Origin of the sequence: Desulfovibrio desulfuricans DSM 642, from assembly GCF_000420465.1 — a bacterium.
Lineage (GTDB): Bacteria > Desulfobacterota > Desulfovibrionia > Desulfovibrionales > Desulfovibrionaceae > Desulfovibrio > Desulfovibrio desulfuricans.
In genome coordinates, this window is the sequence record NZ_ATUZ01000015.1 from 148591 (window position 1) to 168531 (window position 19941).

Consider the following 19941-nt stretch of genomic DNA (forward strand, 5'->3'; position numbering starts at 1 on the left):
CCAAAGCCAGTTTTAAGTCAGTCTAGTAGGCCACGGCAGCGCCATCGCCGCGCGGGTCCGTACCGCCCTGACGCACGCCGGTGGCCTGATCCACAAGGATTGCGCCAGCATGGCCCATGGTGTCGGTGTAGTTTTCAATCAGGCGCACTGGATGCCCGCGCCGCTTGAGTTCGTCCGCCACCTTTTGGGGAATGCGGCCTTCAAGCTTGAGGTCGTTGGAAGAAGCGCCCCATGTGCGGCCATAAAGCCAACGGGGAGCTGCAATGGCCTCCTGCGGGGTCATGCCAAAGTCCACCACGCGGGTAACGATGGCGGCCTGGGTCTGGGGCTGGCCTTCGCCGCCCATGGTGCCATACACAAGGTAGGGCTTGCCGTCTTTGAGCAGCATTGCCGGGTTCAGCGTGTGGAAGGTGCGCTTGCGCGGCTCAAGATGGTTCACGTGCTTGGGATCGAGGGAGAAGAAGCTGCCCCGGTTTTGCAGCAGCACGCCAGTGCCGCCCGCCACAATGCCGGAACCAAAGTCGTGATAGATGCTCTGGATGAGCGAAACCGCGTTGCCCTGCGCATCCACAACGCCAAGCCAGATGGTGTCGCCCTTGGGGTCAAGGGGTGTGAGGTTTGTGGCAGCCTTGCTCATGCTGATGCGCGCGGCCTGATCTTTGCCATGCTTGGCAGAAAGCAGGTAGTCGAGCGGAATTTTTACAAAATCAGGGTCAGAAAGGTACTTGTCGCGGTCAACAAAGGCTTCCTTGGTGGCTTCGATCAGCGCGTGGTAGTAATCCGCCGTGCCTTCGCCCATGGCCTTGATGTTGAAGTTGTTGAGGATGTTCAGAATTTCAAGGGAGGCCATGCCCTGCGTGTTGGGCGGGAAGTTCACGGCCTTGTAGCCACGATAGTTGACGGAAATGGGGTCAACCCAGTCCGCCTTGTGGTTGGCAAAGTCATTGAGGGTCAGCAGGCCGCCGTTGGCTTGCAGGTCGGCCACAATACGCTTGGCGATGTCGCCCTTGTAAAAGACCTGCGCGCCCTTGTCCGCAAGCTGGTTCAGCGTGACGGCCAGATCGGGCAGGCGCATGACTTCGCCCACGGTGTAGGGGCTGCCGTCTGCATGCAGGTAGGCTTTGCGGAAGGCGTCAAAGCGTTGCAGGTTGCGGAATTCCGAATCATTGGGATTGGTGTTGATCTTGCTCCAGTAAGCCAGTGACGTGCTTACGGGAAAGCCGTTGGCGGCATAATCGGTGGCGGAAGCGAGCAGCTCCTTCCACTTCATTTTGCTGCCCATGCTCTGCTTGCTGTAGGCATAGGCCGCATCCCAGCCGGAAACCACGCCGGGCACGGTATTGGCCGCAATGTAGCCTCGGGAGGGGATTTTTTTCAGCCCTTTGGAGGCATAAAAATCAATGGTAGCCATTTCGCCCGAGCGGCCGCTGGCGTTGAGCGCCTTCAGTTCGCCGGTTTTGGCATTGTAAATGAGCCAGAAGTTGTCGCCGCCCAGGGTGCACATCTGCGGGTAGACAACGGCAAGGGTGGAGGCGGTGGCAATGGCCGCGTCCACAGCCGTGCCGCCGCGCCGCAGCACATCCAGCCCGGCCTGCGAGGCCAGATAGTTGGGGCTGGTAACAACGCCCCTGGTGCTCAGGGGGTTGGTGGCGGCGGAAATGGTCGCTGTGTACTGGGGGGCATCCTGCGCCTTGACTGTCGCGGTGGGCAGTAAGAGGCCGCATGCCATCAGAACCGGCAGGGTTTTGCGGCTGACCAGAGAGAGAAAATTCATGGACATCAGATTCTCCTTTCAGAAATGCTAAAGGCAATGAAACCGGCCATGTATATGCACCATTTGTTCCAAAGAGAAAGATAAACTATTTAAATATATTGAATTTTTTAATAGGCGCAATCTGGCGCATTTTTGTTTCATTATCGGGTAGTTGGGCCAATTATGTAACAAATTGCAGATTGCGCGGTAAACCCATAGACCCGCCCCCGACAATCGCGGGCGGCAACGTACGCACACAACAGGCGTTACGGGAAATTCCACGTTGCAGCTGCGTGTTTGTTTATCAAACTCTGGAGGAATGATGGCGCGGTGCAGCAGGGCGCTTCACCTTGCCGAAGCGCCCTGAACATGCCGCATTATTTGGTGTTTTTCAGTTCTGTGACCATGTTGTTGAGCTTTTTGGCCTCATCGGCAAGGGCAGCAACCGCTCGGGCCGATGTGTGCATGATTGTGGCGGTTTCTGCCGCGATAGAGCTGACCTGGGTCACTGTCTGCGTGATGGATTCGGTCGCGGCGGACTGTTCTTCTGACGAAGTGGCAATGCCGCGCACCTGATCAACGGTCTGATCCACCATACCCACGATTTCTCGCAGGGCTTCGCCGGATTTTTGCGAAAGAGTGGTGGCGCTTTCCACATTGCCAGCAGTCACGTCAACCTGACGGATGCTGGAATCCACGCTCTTCTGGATTGCGCCAATGGCATTGCCCACATCACTGGTGGAACTCATGGTTTTTTCCGCCAGCTTGCGCACTTCATCGGCCACAACGGCAAAGCCGCGTCCGGCTTCTCCGGCGCGCGCCGCTTCGATGGCGGCGTTAAGGGCCAGCAGGTTGGTCTGGTCTGCAATGTCGGAAATAACGCCCATGATCTGCGAAATGGCCCCCGCATGCTCGGCAAGCTTGGTCATTTCGTCTTTCAGCACAAGGGCATCCTTTTGCACGTTGCCAATGGCCTGCACGGACTGGAACACAACTTCCGCGCCTTCCGCTGCGCGCTGGCGCATGCTGGTGGAAAGATCCGCCGTAGCCGATGCGTTTTTGGCAACTTCTATGACCGTGCAGTTCATCTGTTCAACCGCAGTAGCAGCTTCTGTTGTGCGCGCCGCCTGCGTGGTGGCCCCTTGCTCGGCCTGTTCGATATTGCCGGAGATTTCGGCCGAAATGCTGGTTATGGCCGTTACCACCTGTTCCAGATGCTTGGCGGCGCTCAACATGCCTTCGCTGCGGGCGCTTCGCGCTTCTTCAGTCAGGCGTTCCGCCTGGGCAACGGCTTCGAGCGCCTTTGCCGCGCTCTGTTCGGCCTCGCGGGTTTTTTCTTCAGAAATCGCCAGCGATTTTTTCACGTTGGCTGTCATTTCCGACATGCAGCGCTCCAGAACCGTAACTTCGTCCTTGCCCGAGGCAATGATCTGCACGTCCATATCGCCGTTGGATATGCGTTGCGCAGCCTCGCGCGCGGCCTTGATGGGCGTCAGGATGGAGCGGGTAATCAGCAGCATGAGCGGTATGTACAAAAGCACGATGCAGCAGACCACCGCGATGAGGATCTTTTTGAGATTGGCAAAAATGGCATCGCTGATTTGCCCCGCGATTTCATTTTTGACCTGCTCCACGTTGTCGATGTAGACGCCCGCGCCGACCCACAGGCTCGTGCCGGGCACCTGCGCGCCATAGGCGATTTTTGACTGGGTGCCGCCGCCGGGCTTGTTGAAAACAAAGCTTACAAAACCGCCGCCTTCAGCCGCTTTTTTGGCAAGCTCAGCGTTAAAGCGGACGCCGTTTTTATCAACGGAATTGCCAAGATCCTTGCCCACCAGATCAGGGAAAACGTGGGCAACAACAATGCCGCCGTCATATACAAAGAAGTAGCCGGAGCTGTCTTTTTCGTAACGCGCTTTTTTTATGGCGCTGGCAATAATGGCATTGCGCTTGGTTATGTCGGTAATGCCGCTGATCTGCTCGCCAATGCTGTTTGCCATGGTGGTTGAGAGATCGCGGATGCGTTGCTTCTGACCTTCATAAAACATTTCGCCCACTTTCTGGGCGGAAAGCTCGGTGGCGGAGTTGGAGATGTGGATCAGGGAGTACACCAGCCCGCCTACAATAATCAGGGTAAAAATCAAGATCATGAACATACGATACGAGATCGTGAACATCCTGAACATGCATACCTCCAGTACCATTTACTGTTGAAGCAAATCAGCTGCGCCAACCTTTGGATTGGCCTAATGGTTCAGTCTGCAGATAAAAATTCCTGCTGAATTTTCACATTGATACCAATTAGCGTATCGTTCGGTGTATATATAACTTTATGCTTTGAATAAAAATCTTTTGTTACCAGAAAACGACGATTTTTTATCGTCTGGCAGTATTTTGATGCATGCCTATTGAATTGTTCAAAAAAATGATGGCAGAGCTGTAAGGATGATAACCATGCGTTCTTCTTGGCAGAAGGCTGGGTTTGCGAGGTGGCTTTTTCAGTTGACGGCAATTTTTGTGCTTTTGACCTGAAAGTGTGGGCGATGGTAGGCCGTATTGTGGAGTAAATAAACTATATTTGTATAATATTATTTTGTGAAAAAATCACTTTACTCCTGCTCCAGCACAAACTAGTATGAATGCACAACCAGTTGTGCTGGCTGTCGCAGTTACCCAAAAGACAGGAGAAGAGAAATGAAAGGTTTTGCAATGCTTGGCCTGAACAAGATCGGCTGGATAGAAAAAGAAAAGCCCCAGTGCGGCCCGCTGGATGCTCTTGTTCAACCCGTGGCGGTAGCTCCTTGCACTTCAGATGTCCACACGGTTTGGGAAGGCGCGCTGGGTGACCGGCACGACATGATTCTGGGACACGAGGCGGTTGGCAAAGTTGTGGAAGTTGGTTCTCTGGTGCGTTGCTTTAAACCTGGGGACAAGGTCATCGTGCCTGCAATTACGCCAGACTGGAATTCGCTTGAGGCGCAGGCCGGGTATTCCATGCATTCCGGCGGCATGCTCGCGGGCTGGAAATTTTCCAACTTCAAGGACGGCGTATTCGGCGAGCTTTTTCACGTTAACGATGCGGACGGCAACCTGGCCCTGCTGCCGCCCTCCATTGACCCTGCCGAAGCCGTGATGTTGAGCGATATGGTGCCCACCGGCTTTCATGGTGCGGAACTGGCCGATGTGCAGTACGGCGATTCCGTGTTGGTGGTGGGCATTGGCCCTGTGGGCCTGATGGCTGTTGCGGGTGCGGCATTGCGCGGCGCTGGCGAAATTTTTGCTGTCGGCTCCAGGCCCCTGTGCGCAGAGGTTGCCCGTGAATACGGCGCAACAGCCATCATCAATTACCGGGATGGCGACATTGTCAGCCAGGTAATGGACCGCACCAAGGGCAAGGGAGTGGACAAGGCCATCATTGCCGGGGGCGATGTGGACACCTTTGCGGAGGTCATACGTGTGCTCAAGCCCGGCGGGCGCATCGGCAATGTGAACTATCTGGGATCCGGCGATTTCATCAAAATCCCGCGCATCGAGTGGGGCTGCGGCATGGGCCACAAGATCGTGGCGGGGGGGCTGATGCCCGGCGGCAGGCTGCGCATGGAAAAGCTGGCAAGTTTGCTGGTTCACGGGCGGTTGAGCGTTGCGCCCCTGCTGACCCACAGATTCAAGGGATTTGAGAATATTGAAAGCGCCTTACTCTTGATGAAGGACAAGCCGCGCGACCTGATCAAGCCTGTGGTTGTGGTGTAGTGCCCAGTAACGCTGAAGCTTGTCGGGCAACGCAATAAGCCCCGGCAGTTGCCAAATAAAAACCTCCCGGCATACCAGTGGCATGCCGGGAGGTTTTAACTTATGCGCAATGAGTTGCTAGTTGCCGCCCATCAGCCAGTTCATGGGAACGATCGAAAGGCTGGGGAAGAACATGAGCAGGAAGAGCATGACCACTTCCACAAGAATGAACGGCACAAGTTTGACGATGAGGTCGGCAAACTTGATGTGCCCGATGCCGCACACCACGTACAGCACCGTGCCCACCGGGGGCGTAATAACGCCGATGCCCAGGTTGAGCACAAAGAGCAGGCCGAAGTAGTACGGGTCGATGCCTGCCTGCTGGATCAGCGGGTAGAACACCGGCGCAAAGATCAGGATGTTGGGCGTGAGGTCCATGACCATGCCGATAAGGAACAGGAAGATATTGATGCTGATGAGCAGCAATATTGGGCTGTCAATAAGCGGCGAGAAGAGCGCGGTCATCTGGTTGGGAATCTGCGCAATGGTAATGAACCAGCCAACAGCCGTAGCCGTGGCCACGATCAGCATGACCACCGAGGTGGTGCGGGCCGCGCGGGCGCTCACCCGCAGCAGATCGCGGAAGGAAAGCTCGCGATAATACAGCACGCACACCAAAATAGCGTAAATGGCTGCAAACGCACCGCCTTCCGTGGGGGTGAAAACACCAAATCGAATGCCGCCAAGCAGCAGCACAGGCATCATGAAGGCAGGCGTGGAGTCAATAAGAATCTTGATGGCTTCTTTCTTGGTGAAGCGGATGGTTTCATTATAGCCATCCTTGCGCACCACAAAGAACCACACCACCATGAGGGCCAGACCGATAAGGATACCGGGCACCAGACCGATCATGAACAGTTTGGTGATGGAAAGACCGCTGACCGTAGCGCCAAGCAGAATAAAGTTGGTGCTGGGCGGGATGATGGGGCCAAGGATGGCACCGGAGGCGATAACAGCGCCCGCACGGCCAGGGTGGTAGCCCACCTGCTTCATCATGGGCAGCAGCAGCCCGCCAAGAGCGGCGGCTTCACCCACGGAGCTGCCCATCAGGCCAGCAAAGATGATACTGGCGATAATGGCCGCATAGCCAAGGCCGCCGCGTACCCGGCCAATCATGAGCTGGGCAAGCTGCACCACGCGTTTGGAAAGGCCGCCCTCCGCCATGATTTCACCGGCGAACACAAAGAAGGGAATGGCCATCAAGGGGTAGTTGTTGGCGCCGTCCAGCATGCTGCCGGGAATAATCATGGCATCCCACATACCCGAGTGCCACATGAGCACAATGGAGCACAACACAAGCACAATGGCCAGCGGAACGCCAATGAGCATGAAGAAGAAGAGGGAGCCGAGGAAAATAAAGAGTTCCATTCTTCTCTCCTAGCCCTTGTGAAAGGTGGATGCAGGTCTGCGAACCAGGCTCACAAGAGAGCGCAGTTCTACAATAAAGCCAACAAGAGCCATGATGGGCAGGGTGCCGTTGATAAAGGCCATGTTGACATTGGTTGCCACAGAGTAGGTATCAAGCGTTTGCAGCACGTTGACCACGCCGCCGTAAAACAGCAGGCCAAGGGCAAAAAGGCCGCATACCGATGCCAGAATATCCACAGCTTTACGCTTTGCGCCTTCCAGCGTGGTTACAAGCAGGTCAACGGCAATGTGCTTCTTGCAGATAAAGGCTTCAATAGCGCCGAAAAACGTAATGTACATAAAGAGAAAACGCGCCCATTCTTCGCTCGGCGGGTAGCTGGAAGAAAAGATGTAGCGCAGCAGGGCATTGTAAAACACAAGACCGATCATGCCCAGAAAGATGACGGCGCAGAATACTTCAAACAGCAATTGCCCCGTGGTTTCATGCTTGGGTTCCTGTTCCGGCTCAAGCAAGGCATGCACGCCCGGCGCATGGTCCGGCGGAAAATTTTTGGAAATGTCGTCGCTCATAACGAACCTCTGGAAAACGCTGCCCCAATCGCTGGCTACGCAGTGCCGTGCTGATGCTAGCAAGCCTGTTTGTGTACCCGCAGATGGCTGCGTGAAGAATTGTTGCAACCCCCGCTACCCAAAAAGGCCGCGGGGGTTTTGTCCATGAACTGCACAGGCCGGAAAAGCCTATACTTTTCCGGCCTGTAAAGCGGGGAACAATTATTTGGATTCGCGGTAGCTGGCGGCGCTGTCCAGAATGGCCTGGCAGTTGGGCACCGTGTCGTAAAAGAGCTTCCAGCTGCGCTTGCCGGCTTCAGCCATGTAATCGTGGAATTCCTTGCTGGGGGTATTGATGCTGCCCTTGTTGGCAAGGATGGTCGCCTTGGCTTTTTCGTCGCCTTCCTTAACCATCGCCCACACGTCATCGGCGGAGCGCTTGGCGGCTTCGTCAAACCACTTTTTGTCCTCGGCGGGCAGCGACTGATAGAACTTGTCGTTGATGTAGAGGGAGTGGATTACGAGGATGTGGCCGGTAAGGGTGATCTGGGGCGTGATTTCGTACATCTTGAGGCTGACGATGTCGGCCAGGGGGCTGTCGCCGCCGTCGATGACGCCCTGGTCAAGCGCGCCGGGCACTTCGGCAAAGGGCATGGGCTGGCCGCTGATGCCGCATTCCTTGGCAAAGTTGGTGTACAGGGGAATGTTGGGCACGCGCATGCGCAGGCCCTTTACGTCTTCCACGGTGACGATGGGCTTCTTGGTGTAGAAGTGGCGGAAGCCCAGGGGGAAGGCGTTCATGGTACGCAGGCCGGACTTTTCGGTGAAGCCTTCGTTGATAAGCTCAAAAGTCTTGCCTTCCATGGCGCGGCGGGCGTGGTCCAGATCATCGAAGAGCATGGGCGTTTCAAGCATGGCCATGGCAGGGTGCAGGGCAGAGGTCTGCGTACCGGTGGCGCACATCTGAATGATGCCCTTGCGGGTGGCGGCAATGTAGGCGTCTTCCTTGCCAAGCTGGCTGTTGGGGAAAACCTGCACTTCATATTTGCCGTTGGAAAGTTCGGCAAGATACTTGCCGAAAAGGTGCATACCGATGGTTTCCGGCTCGCCTTCGGGCTTCATGCCCGCGATCTTGATGATGGTCTTGGCTTCAGCGGCCTGGGCAAAACCAAGGGTCATGCCGCAAACAAGGCCCAGAGCAACAAGCAGAGCTACGATACGTTTCATCCTGTAAACCTCCTCGCTAGTAAAACTTAGATGCCGTTTGACAATGAAAACTTATCCCTGTCCACAGCAGGGGGGGCAATTATGACCAGCCGACGCGCCCACGTTTCCCAATACGTTCTGGTGCGTCAGACTCTGACGGGTCAAAAGCTGAGGCAAACTTAAGTGACGATCTACCTAAAATTCAACTGTTATTTGCAAAAAAAAGTTGAAGAAGCTCTTATATCCTGAATCCACGCCGAAATGATTGTTTTCAACAAAAATGTAGAAAGCTGAAACCTTGCCGCTTTTGCTGAAAATATGGCGACTACTACAGTTGATTTGTCAGTATGAATTTTTTTTTGAAAGAAAAGTTAGATAGTGTATGAAAATATTATTTAAAATTTATTAAATAATAAATTTAAGAACAATAAAATAAAATAGAATTATGTAGTTTTTTTAAAAAATGCCTGCCCAGAATTTTTTTAGCGTAAAAAATTTATTTTTATTTTAAAAAATAAATTTCAAAATGCCTTTGAAACATAAATAATAAACAAAATTTTTTAATATATCATACTTGGTCGTAATTATTGTGACAAATATATGACAATTTTGTGACAATTGCGTGGGCCATGTTTTCTGGAGGCTCCCCGCCATCTGCTCGTGTCCACAGATGGCAGCAGGGCAGGCAGTGAGAAGGCTGGTCAGCAACTGCGCATTACAACACCAGGGCACCTGACCGGGGAGCCATGTGCCCTGATGTTGTAATGCGCAGAGTGCTAGATTTTTTTGAGCTTGTATTCGCGGTTTCCCAGGCCCAGCGATTCGCCATAGCTGAGTTGTACCTGCCCGCAGGTGTGCGGCCAGCGGGCGGCGAACTTGTCTGCAACTGGCTGGGCCGAAGTCTCCGGATTGAGCGAAGGGGCTTTTGAAACAAGGTCAAAACAGGCCTGATCCAGGGCTACAGGGTCAGTGGAGGCCAGAATGCCTACGTCTGGTACCAGCGGCATGTCGCTCCAGGGTGCGCAGTCGCAGTCGGGAGTTACATTGAGCACAAAGTTGATGTAGCAAACACTCTTTTTGCGGCCTTTTACTGCCCCATAGGCGTATTCTGTCATGCGCTCAATAAATGGCTGCATCTCTGTTTCCCAGTCTATGCTAATTGCTTTTTCTGGGCAAACAGTAATGCATTCAAAGCAGCCGATGCATTTTTCAATGTCAACAAAGCTTTTTTTGCTTTTCATACTGAGCGCGTGCTGCGGGCACACCTTGACGCACTTGGCGCAGCCAACGCATTTTTTTTCACTGACAGATACGTGGGTGGCGTGTTGCTCTTTTTTGCCGCGCACGGCAGCGCCGCCCATGGCAAGGTTCTTGATCGCGCCGCCAAATCCCGCCATTTCATGCCCTTTAAAGTGTGACAACACCACCATTGCCGGGGCGCGGCGTATCTCTGTAGCGATATGCACGTCTTTGAAATGCTTGCCGTTGATGCGCACGGGCACGTCATTTTCGCCATACAGGCCATCGGCCAGAATGATTGGGGCGTGCACCACCGAGGGCGCAAAGCCATGGGCGTATGCCGTTTGCATGTGGTCAACGGCATTGTGGCGGCTGCCGGAATACAGGGTCGTTGTATCCGTCAAAAATGGTTTGCCGCCTGCTTCCATAATCTTGTTTACTACCTGGCGCACCAGAGTTGGGTTGAGGTGCGTGTCGTTGCCGTATTCGCCAAAGTGCAGCTTGATGGCGGTAAGTTCTTTTTTCTTGATGATTTTTTTCAGATTGAGCGCATCGCAGAGGCGCGCTACCTTGGCGATTTTGCTGTCCTCGTGCGACCGGCAGTGCATATCTGCATAATAAACTGTGGCGGGCATGGCGTGGCCTCCATGTGAGGATGTTTAAGGTACGGCAGGGCAGGGAATCTGGCACGGTTTTGCCCTGTGCAAAGCTGCAAAACACTAGCGCATGCCGCGCAGCCAAGGCAATAAGGCTGTCCGCAAGTATCGTTGACACGAGTCGCCATTAAGAATAGCGTAGTCCGGTTTTAATTTTTTCCACCCAGTCAGTTATGCATAGCTAAGGAGGCTTTATGGCCGTTTATGTCGTTGATCATCCTCTTGTGCGCCACAAGTTGGGCATTTTGCGCATGGGGGCCACCTCCACGCGCGAATTCCGTTCTGTTTCCAACGAGATTGCGCGTCTGCTCATTTACGAAGCTACCAAGGCCTTTCGTACAGAAAAGCACACTGTTGAGGGATGGGCCGGGCCGGTGGAAATTGAGGCCATTTCCGGCAAGATGGTGACTGTTGTTCCCATTCTTCGCGCTGGCCTTGGCCTCATGGACGGAGTGCTGGACATGATCCCAGGCGCCAAGATCAGCGTTGTGGGCCTGTACCGCAACGAAGAAACCCTTGAACCTGTTGAATATTACGTAAAGCTTGCTACCGATATGGATCAGCGGCTTGCCATCATCCTTGACCCCATGCTGGCAACCGGCGGCTCCCTTATTGCCGCCATCAGCCTGCTGAAGCGCCACGGTTGCAAACAGATTTGCAGTCTCAACCTTGTGTGCGCGCCCGAAGGGATTGCCAAAGTCAAGGCCGCCCACCCGGATGTGGACATCTACACCGCCGCCATTGACGACCATCTGAACGAAAACGGTTATATCATTCCTGGTCTCGGCGATGCCGGCGACCGTATCTTCGGAACCAAGTAGCGAGGGGCCCCATGAGCACAGCCAGTACGCGGCGCGAGATTGCACCCACTGACTATAATTTTCGCTTCAGGGATTGTCTTATAGGCGCGCAGATGCTCTTTGTGGCCTTTGGCGCTCTGGTTCTTGTTCCCCTGTTGACCGGGCTTGACAGCAACGTGGCTCTTTTCACCGCAGGTGTGGGCACTTTGCTGTTTCAGGTCTGCACGCGGGGCAAGGTACCCATTTTTCTTGCTTCGTCCTTTGCCTTTATTGCGCCCATCATTTACGGCGTTCAAACCTGGGGCATGGCGCAAACCCTTGGCGGGCTTGTTTGCTCCGGTCTGGTGTATTTTCTTTTGAGCGGGCTTATCCGCTGGCGCGGTACGGATGTGGTGCTGCGTGTGCTGCCGCCCATTGTGACCGGCCCGGTCATTATGGTTATCGGCCTTATTCTTGCCCCGGTGGCTGTGCACATGGCCCTGGGCAAAACAGGCGATGGCGCGGTTGTGCTGGTGCCCGAAAACACGGCCCTGTGGATTTCCATGACATCGCTGGCCGTTACCGTGCTGGTGTCGCTCATGGGCAAGGGCTTTTTGCGCCTCATGCCCATTTTGTGCGGCATTGCGGCTGGGTTTATTGTTTCGATGTTTTTCGGCGTGGGCGATTGGACAAAGGTTGCCGCAACCCCCTGGCTGCAGATGCCCTCGTTCACCTTCCCCGAGTTTGCCTGGGAGCCCATACTTTTTATCATGCCCATTACGCTTGCCCCGGCCATTGAGCATTTTGGCGATGTTGTCGCCATCAGCTCCATTACCGGGCGCGATTACCTTAAAGATCCCGGCGTTCACGCCACCATGTTTGGCGATGGCGTTGCCACCATGGCTGCCGGTTTTGTGGGTGGCCCGCCCTGCACCACCTATGCCGAAGTTATCGGTGCAGTGAGTCTTACTCGGGTGTTCAACCCCGCCGTGATGACCTGGGCGGCCATGTGCTCAATCTTGCTGTCGTTTGTGGCAAAAATCGGCGCGTTTCTTGGTTCCATTCCCGTGCCTGTTATGGGTGGCATCATGATTCTGCTGTTCGGCGCGATCATGGTTGTGGGCCTGAACACGCTGGTGCGGGCTGGCAAGGATCTGATGGAACCGCGCAACATGATCATTGTTGCGCTCATCATCATCTTTGGCGTGGGCGGCATGCAGTTCAGCATTGGTTCGTTCAAGCTTGGCGGCATCGGCCTTGCCGCGGTTACGGGCGTATTGCTCAACCTGCTGTTGCCCAGAAGCCGCACCTAGATGCAGAGCTTTTCGGCGTGGATTTTTATAAGGTTCGCGCTGATCAGGCGCGGCATATGGCTGACCTTGCCTGATCCCTGTTCTATGCGATTCGGCTGATGGGTTTTGTCTGTTTGCGGGCGGCATGGCGTTCTTCGCCGTGCCGCCCTGCTTTTTGGCAAAGTCATTGTGCAGCAAGTGTGGCGGAGGCAAGTGGCATGCGGGCCGCCCTGCGCATTCAGGGCTATGAAATTTTTAGGGATTGCCGCACTTGGTATCAATATTACACGGAGTTGATAGATATGCCATGCATTATATTTTATCAATTGGGCAAGTGCTGTAGATAATATACTGCAATAATAATTTATCATCACAGGTAATTATGGTAATTATGTCTAGCTACTAAATCAAATAGTACATTTTTAAATAAATACTGCGTAGAAACTTTTTCTTTTGCCAGTAAATAGTTATATTAATGAGAAAGGTGTAGTAATTTTTTTTACAAATATTATTTTTTTAATAAAAATATATTAAATATATATAAAACAGTATAATTAAAGTGTAGCTTAAAACATCTGTACCTGAGCAGAGAAAATCGGTATAGAGATATCCCCAAGTTTGGATGGGCCTGCCAGCCAGCAGACCATTGTCAAAATCCCTTTTCTTTTTTGGGTAAATCCCGAGTCGCCAATGCAGCGTAGTAGTAATCATCAGTCCTGGGAATGGGTAGCCGGGCCAGATTTGTGTTATTGCGACGATGTCCCCTTCAAGTCCGCAATTCTTGGCATTCCAACGGTAAAAGGGCAGTCCCTGTTTTTCGGTATGGATGCCGCTGACCAGCAGATGGCCATGGAAACCCTCATGGATGAATATGGCGAGCCGCGCGCCTTTTCAAACGTGATCGGCCATTATGTGCGGAAAAGTGATGGGGTTCTGTTTCTGCTGGAAATGAGCGGAGAACCTCTGTTTGATGATGGTTACGGCCTGATGGGATTTAAAGGCGTAGAGCGGGTTATTGCCAACATTGCCCTGTATTCTGCGGGAATTTCCACGGCCATTGACCTCGATACCATCTATGCCACCGCCCCCATTGCCATGTGCGTTGTTGACCGCAACGGCGTGCTTATTTCTGCCAACGAGCACCATGTGCAACTATCCGGCCGGTCATTGTTTGATACGAGCGGCGCGCATATTTCTTTGTTGCACCCGGAACTGGAAGCAAACATCCAGAGTGACTTTTGCAATCTTGATGCCGGGGGGCGGGTTTCTGACCATGAAGTAAGAATCGACAACAGGGATTATGCTGTTTCTGTCACACCGGTTCGCAATGCCTCCGGTGGCATCACAGCGCTTTCGCTGGCGTATTTTGATATTACAGAGCGCAAATCGCTGGAACGCAAACTCAAGGAAGCCAACGAGCGCCTGCGCCATATGTCCATCCACGACCACCTCACGGGCGCGTATAACAGAAGATTTTTTGACGCCATCCTGCGCAGGGAGGCTGCCGTGTGCAACCGCCGCGCGGGCAACCTCTCTGTGATCCTCATAGATATCGACTTCTTCAAGTTTTATAACGACAAGTACGGGCATCAGGCCGGCGACGAATGTCTGGTCCAGGTCGCCAGAACCATGAAGGATTCGCTGGAAGATATGGGGGGCGAGCTGTTCCGCTATGGCGGCGAGGAGTTTGCCGTGGTGCTGCCTGAATGCGGTGACCGCAACGCCCGTGAGGTGTGCGAAGCTTTGCGGGCAGCAGTGTGTGATCTCAAAACGCCCCACGCGGGCAGCGATCGCAATTATGTGACCATAAGCGCCGGGGTGGCCACAGTGCAGAGCCGCTTTGAAAAGGTATCGCCTTCCCAGCTTGCAGCCAAAATCCTTGAAGCCGCCGACAAGGCGCTTTACGAGGCCAAAAATTCAGGGCGCAACAGGGTCAAGGCCAGCACAGTATAAAGCCTTTATCTGGCACTACCTTTATGTTTTCCTGCCGCATCCCACTTTGGGAGGGCAGGATTTTTTTGTGGCATTTTGGCGTCAGTTTACCATTTCCCCGTCCCTTCCACTTAGTATCTGCTTGGCGGCTGTCGCCTGCAAAGCCTGCGCTCTACCTTTTGCCCTGTTTATTGCTGCCTGTGCCGGGGCATACGCAGGGTCGCGCCAGCAGTTTCTCAACGTGTTCTGTCATAAAATCCAGAAGGGTTCGCACACGCAGGGGCAAGCCTTTTTGCACAGGGTAAACCACATGGGCGGGCAGTTCACGCGCGCGCCATTGAGGCAACAGGCGCACCAGCCGCCCCGCGAGAAGCTGGCCCGGTATGGTGTCGCTGGCGCAAAAAGGGAGGTTTTAGCGTCTCTTTTTGTGTTTGCAAGGACTTGTGGACTAAGGTCAGCCGCAAAGCGCCGCCGTTTGAGCGCGGATTGTTACAGTTAAATGGTACATGTCGGTTTAAGGATTTGATTTCAGCCTGTTAGCAGTATTACGGCATCGCACAAAAGCCCGATAACCTTCACTCTGCCAGCACACAAACCCTCTGGATTTTTTCTATAGTGCAGACCATGCAATACCCAGTACGCATCCGCATCATTTCAGGCAACGCTGTAAACGGCGGATGTGTCGCGCCGTTACGGCAACGTAGTTGCTGACGGCGTGATGATGGCGGAATCGCGAATGGCCACAGCACATTCAGGAGGAAGCCGCATGTTCCCAAGCCCAGACGGAAAGCAGAGTGAATCCAGCCCGTTCAATGCCTCGTTCTGCGTAGATCTGCACGTCCATTCCCGCCATTCAACCTGCCCATCGCAGTGGATTTTGCAAAAGATCGGCTGCGGCGAAAGTTACACCCCTCCCCGCAAGATTTACGACATAGCCCGAGCAAGGGGCATGGACTACGTTACGATTACAGATCACGATACCATTGCTGGCGCGCTGGAAATCGCCCATTTGTCGCAAACCTTCATCAGCGAAGAAATTTCGGCCTTCTTTCCTGAAGATAAGTGCGAGATTCATGTGCTCGCCTGGGATATCACGGAATCGCAGCACCGGGAGATAACCCAGCTCAGGGGCAACATCTTTGAGCTTGTTCCCTATCTGATGGGGCAGGGCATTGCCCATGCCTGCGCGCACCCCCTGTGCGCGGCCAATAACCGGTTGACCCTGGGCCATGTGGAGCAGCTCATACTGCTGTTTTCAGTTTTTGAGCTCAACGGCGCGCGTAATAATGTGCAGAATGACGCGCTGCGCCAGATTGTGGCCGACCTGACCCCGGAAGCCACAGCCAGAATGGAAGAAAAACATGGCCTTGACGCGCTTGTTGCCCAGCCCTGGCGCAAGAGCTTTGTGGCCGGATCTGACGACCATTCCTCCTGCAATATCGCTAGAAGTTCCACAGTGATAGACGTTCCCCGCGCGGAACTGGGCTGCTCGGGCCACGCCCCGGCTTCGGCCCTGCTGCGGGCGGTCATGGCAGGGGGCACCACGCCCCGGGTCATCCCTGCAACGCCGCTGGGCTTTGCCCATAATCTGTATGCCATCGGTTACCAGTTCTATAAAAATTCCACTGGCCTCGCGCAGGATATCAACAACAGCACCGTGCTGCGCTTTGCCGAAAACATGCTCACGGGCAAGCCAGATACGCGCACCCGCACTATCAAGACGCGCGTCATGTCCATCGGCGGATTTTTGCTAAACTGCGGCAGATGGGTGTCCCGCTCTGAAAAAAGTATGCAGGAAAACATGCTTGAGGCGGCTGGCAGGGCCATTGCCCAATCGCCGGAGCTTGCCGTGGCGGCGGACAGCGTCAACGTCATTGTGCCGCAGGAGCGCATGCCCCGGCGTGAGGCGCTGCTGGCCCGTTTTGTGGGTGATGTGGCGGAAAATGTGCAGCTTGCCTGCGCCAATTCCGTTTTGTCCGATGTGCTCAAGGGAAATTTTTTCAATGTGTTCAAGCTGGTGGGAGCCATGGGATCGCTCTACGCCATGCTTGCCCCTTACGGCATCGGCTATTCGCTTTTTGCGCAGGATAAAATGTTTACGCGCGAATGCCTGCGTCGTTTTCGTCCAAGGGGTGCCAGATCCGACACGGCGGCGGACAAGGCCGCCATTGCCCATTTTACGGATACCTATCTTGAAGTGAACGGCGTTGCCAAAACCCTGCAATCCATGCTGCCCCTGGCGCGGGAGCAGGGCAAAAAAATGGATATCCTGACCTGCGCCCGGCCAGAAAATGTGGAAGGCCGGCACACCGATGGCCTTGGCCCCATAAATTTCAACCCCACGGGCAGCTTTTCCATTCCTGAATATCCAGAGCTGACACTGCACTATCCGCCCGCGCTTAAAATTGTGCAGCACTGCTATGAGAGCGGCTATACCCTGCTGCACTCCGCAACGCCCGGCCCCATGGGGCTTGCGGCCCTGCTGACGGCAAAAATGCTCAAGCTGCCCATCCACGCCACCTACCACACGGCATTTCCGCAGTATATTTTGGAGCTGACGGGCGACACATCGCTGGAAGAAGCCACCTGGCGCTATGTGTACTGGTATTATAACCAGATGGATGTGGTTTTTGCGCCCTCGGCTGCCACCATGAAGGAACTGATCTCCCACGGTCTGCCAGAGGAAAAAATCCGCCTCTATCCCCGCGGGGTGGACTCCTCGCGCTACACGCCAGCCTGGCGCAACAGCGGGAGGGAAAGCGCTCAGGGTACACGTTTTTTGTATGTGGGGCGGCTCTCAAGAGAAAAAAGCGTCAGCCGTCTTGTGGATGCCTTCCGGATGGTGCTGGAGCATATCCCCGGTGCGCAGCTGACCATTGTGGGCGACGGCCCGCAGGCTGGGGAACTTCAGGTGCAGGCTGCGGACATGCCCGTGACGTTTACGGGCTATCTGAGCGGGGCAGCGCTGGTGCAGGCCTATGAAGAAGCCGACATCTTTGTTTTCCCCTCAACCACAGATACATATGGAAAGGTTGTGCTGGAGGCGCAGGCTGCGGGGCTGGCAGTGGTGGTGAGCGGACAGGGCGGCCCCAGAGAGAACGTGGTGCCGGATAAAAGCGGCATAGTGGTGCGGCAGGAAACGGCAGAGGCCTATGCCTCGGCCATGGTGGCCCTGGCAAGCGATGAGGCCATGCTGTTTGCCATGAAGCGCGAGGCCCGCTGCTATGCAGAATCGCGCAGCTCGCAGAAGGCCTTTGCTGCCCAGTGGAAGCTCATTGAGACCCTGACGCCGCAAGCCTGCTGGTAGCCAGCCTTGCGGCATAATGCAGGGTCAATCTGGCAAGTCCTGTACAACGCAGGCGCTGTAACTAACCGTCTGGACAGCATACCGCCGCAAGACGGGGTTTGATATCACCTGACCGCCCTTGGCAGAATGCCTGGGGCGGTTTTCAGTCGCTGATTCTGTTCACAAGGCGGGCCAGCACATCGGGGCCGTCCTTGAGGAGCCTTTCGCGCATGGCCGAAGCCTCGCTGAAGGTAATTTCCGCAAGCAGGTCTTTGCCTTTATCCGGATTGCTGGAAATGATGGCTTCAAAGGTCTGGGCCACAGCTTCCTCATCACGGCCAGTCAACTGGCTGAGGGCACCAATCAAAACATCAACTCTGCGCATGAAAATTATCCTTAAGCCTGATGCGTTTTGACATTTCAAATTTCTGGGCAGGGGGTTGCCGCATCCCAGATGGTGAACATACTGAAATAGCAGGTTTATCCCTTGCCCGGTGTATAGCGTTTACAGCACCTGCGGGCAAGCCCGGATGTGTAAAAGAAATGTGAACATTGCGTATTTGTAGCAGAAAATGCCGTGGGTTGCTGGCTGAGCGGCTAAAAAGTGTTTGTCTGCACGACCAGTAATCTGGCCTACGCAGGCCCGCCCAGTAACAATGGTATGTCAAAATGCGCTGATTCGGCAGCAGATAGCGAGCGCGTGATGCGCAGGCCAATGTAGCGCGTGAGGTCAACAAACTGCGGCTGAATGGTGCGTCCATCCGGGTCTCGCGCCACAAGAACGCAGGGTTGGGCGGGAAAATTGGGGTTGGAGCGGCACACAATGCCCTGGTGTTCGTTTGAGAGTTCCACAGCAGTACCCACGGGAAAAATGCCCACCATCTTGATGAAGCGTTCCACATAGCCGGGTGCCCAGGCCTGGCCGCGCATTTTGTACATCATGCCTAGAGCCTTGTTGGGGGCCAATGCTCCTTTGTAAACACGCTTGGACGAAAGCGCGTCATACACATCGCTGAGCGAAAGAATACGTCCAAAAACGCCAATCTGCTTGCCAGAAAGCCGATTGGGATAGCCCGTACCATTGTGCTTTTCGTGGTGCTGCGCGATGCCTTCAATGGCTTCATGCTCAACACTTGAAAACTGTTTGATTTTTTCAACACCAAGCAGCACATGCGACCGCATGACCTCAAATTCCTGAAACGTCAGGGAACGGGGCGCGGTGAGAATTTCGTTGGGAATCAGCGCCTTGCCGTAATCGTGCAGCAGCCCGGCCAGCCCGACGTTGTGCAGGCGGTCATCGGGCATGCCCAGAAAATTGGCAAAGGCCACGGCAAAAATGGTTACGTTGACGCTGTGGGCGTAGGTGTATTCGTCTGTTTTTTTGAGCAGAGAAAGCGTCACCAGCGCGTCAACGTTGCGCGAAAGGCTTTTGATGATGTCGCCTACCAGCGGGCGCGCAAAGGTAAGGTCAAGCGCGCCGCCTCTGGCGGATTCGAGAAAGTTTTTCACATTCTCATAGGCGTCTTCATAAATTCTGTTGGCAGCCTGTAGTTCTATGGCAAGGGGGGTGTTTGGCTGGGGAGCAGCGGAATTTTCGTCGCGTGAGCGTTCCGGGTCGTAGTATGCTTCGGCAAATCCCTGAAGGATTATGCCGTTGATCTCGTCGTCCGAAGCCAAAATTCCCTCCTGCATATACAGCAGAGGGGCTTTCAGCCATGATATCCCGGGATCAATAATATACATCCCCGGGCGTAGGGTTGAAACGGGTATTTTGATGTGGGACATGTGGTCTTGATCGCCTGGATATAAGTTTTTGCCTTGATTTTCGCAGATAGCAAACCCCGCAGTAATGCCCACGCAAGGCCAACACGCCGCCGCAAATAGATTTTGAAATTATGCGATATTTGAAAAATAAATTCAACACGCAATTTGCTGAGAATTAATTCTTATGATTACAGGTGAGTATAGATGGCGCTCGTCACGGTTGTGGGCCGATTGTGTAAAGGATATAGACCTGTTTGGCAGAAAAAGGCTTCACCATGTGTGCAGCGCACTAATCTGTAAGCTATGGTTCCCCAAAGTTGCTGTTTGA

Annotated in this window: 13 protein-coding genes; 5 read left to right on the forward strand and 8 right to left on the reverse strand. The window is 54.2% G+C overall.

Annotated elements, in window-relative coordinates; genetic code table 11:
- Positions 1 to 22: 22 nt before the first annotated feature.
- Both ggt and G449_RS0110485 read right to left on the reverse strand, forming a co-directional pair.
- The gene (gene ggt, locus G449_RS0110480; RefSeq protein ID WP_022659266.1) at positions 23 to 1780 is read right to left on the reverse strand and encodes a gamma-glutamyltransferase; all 1758 of its coding nucleotides are present in this window, start codon (positions 1778 to 1780) and stop codon (positions 23 to 25) included.
- Positions 1781 to 2130: 350 nt separating this feature from the next.
- Positions 2131 to 3939, reverse strand: coding sequence for a methyl-accepting chemotaxis protein (locus G449_RS0110485; RefSeq protein ID WP_027180906.1), 1809 nt, complete (start codon positions 3937 to 3939; stop codon positions 2131 to 2133).
- Between the two features lie 508 nt (positions 3940 to 4447).
- Here G449_RS0110485 and G449_RS0110490 point away from each other — a divergent pair.
- Positions 4448 to 5503 carry an NAD(P)-dependent alcohol dehydrogenase gene (locus tag G449_RS0110490; protein ID WP_022659268.1) on the forward strand — a complete coding sequence of 352 codons (1056 nt, stop codon included), beginning with the start codon at positions 4448 to 4450 and terminating at the stop codon, positions 5501 to 5503.
- Positions 5504 to 5620: 117 nt separating this feature from the next.
- Here G449_RS0110490 and G449_RS0110495 read toward each other — a convergent pair whose 3' ends face one another.
- From G449_RS0110495 to G449_RS0110510, 4 genes are all read right to left on the reverse strand, one after another.
- Positions 5621 to 6910 carry a TRAP transporter large permease gene (locus tag G449_RS0110495; protein WP_022659269.1) on the reverse strand — a complete coding sequence of 430 codons (1290 nt, stop codon included), beginning with the start codon at positions 6908 to 6910 and terminating at the stop codon, positions 5621 to 5623.
- A gap of 9 nt (positions 6911 to 6919) precedes the next feature.
- Entirely contained in the window at positions 6920 to 7480 is a 561-nt protein-coding gene (locus G449_RS0110500) for a TRAP transporter small permease (RefSeq protein WP_022659270.1), read from the reverse strand.
- Positions 7481 to 7681: 201 nt separating this feature from the next.
- On the reverse strand, positions 7682 to 8686 hold the full coding sequence (locus G449_RS0110505) for a TRAP transporter substrate-binding protein (protein WP_022659271.1): 1005 nt from the start codon (positions 8684 to 8686) through the stop codon (positions 7682 to 7684).
- A gap of 755 nt (positions 8687 to 9441) precedes the next feature.
- On the reverse strand, positions 9442 to 10539 hold the full coding sequence (locus G449_RS0110510; protein ID WP_022659272.1) for a DUF362 domain-containing protein: 1098 nt from the start codon (positions 10537 to 10539) through the stop codon (positions 9442 to 9444).
- A gap of 215 nt (positions 10540 to 10754) precedes the next feature.
- Between G449_RS0110510 and upp the strand changes: the two genes are divergently transcribed.
- The 4 genes from upp to G449_RS0110535 all read left to right on the forward strand — a co-directional run bounded on the left by upp (position 10755) and on the right by G449_RS0110535 (position 17870).
- On the forward strand, positions 10755 to 11381 hold the full coding sequence (gene upp, locus G449_RS0110515) for a uracil phosphoribosyltransferase (RefSeq protein ID WP_022659273.1): 627 nt from the start codon (positions 10755 to 10757) through the stop codon (positions 11379 to 11381).
- 11 nt (positions 11382 to 11392) lie between these two features.
- Positions 11393 to 12652, forward strand: coding sequence for a uracil-xanthine permease family protein (locus G449_RS0110520; protein WP_022659274.1), 1260 nt, complete (start codon positions 11393 to 11395; stop codon positions 12650 to 12652).
- 669 nt (positions 12653 to 13321) lie between these two features.
- Positions 13322 to 14584: a sensor domain-containing diguanylate cyclase gene (locus tag G449_RS17840; RefSeq protein ID WP_159060468.1), complete on the forward strand. Its 1263-nt coding sequence runs from the start codon at positions 13322 to 13324 to the stop codon at positions 14582 to 14584.
- A gap of 745 nt (positions 14585 to 15329) precedes the next feature.
- A complete protein-coding gene (locus tag G449_RS0110535) occupies positions 15330 to 17870 on the forward strand; it encodes a glycosyltransferase (protein ID WP_022659277.1) in 2541 nt (846 codons plus the stop codon).
- A gap of 142 nt (positions 17871 to 18012) precedes the next feature.
- Here G449_RS0110535 and G449_RS0110540 read toward each other — a convergent pair whose 3' ends face one another.
- Both G449_RS0110540 and G449_RS16845 read right to left on the reverse strand, forming a co-directional pair.
- Positions 18013 to 18234 carry a hypothetical protein gene (locus tag G449_RS0110540; protein WP_022659278.1) on the reverse strand — a complete coding sequence of 74 codons (222 nt, stop codon included), beginning with the start codon at positions 18232 to 18234 and terminating at the stop codon, positions 18013 to 18015.
- Between the two features lie 248 nt (positions 18235 to 18482).
- Positions 18483 to 19634 (reverse strand): HD-GYP domain-containing protein, encoded by a 1152-nt coding sequence (locus tag G449_RS16845; protein ID WP_022659279.1) that lies wholly within the window; start codon positions 19632 to 19634, stop codon positions 18483 to 18485.
- Positions 19635 to 19941 lie beyond the last annotated feature (307 nt).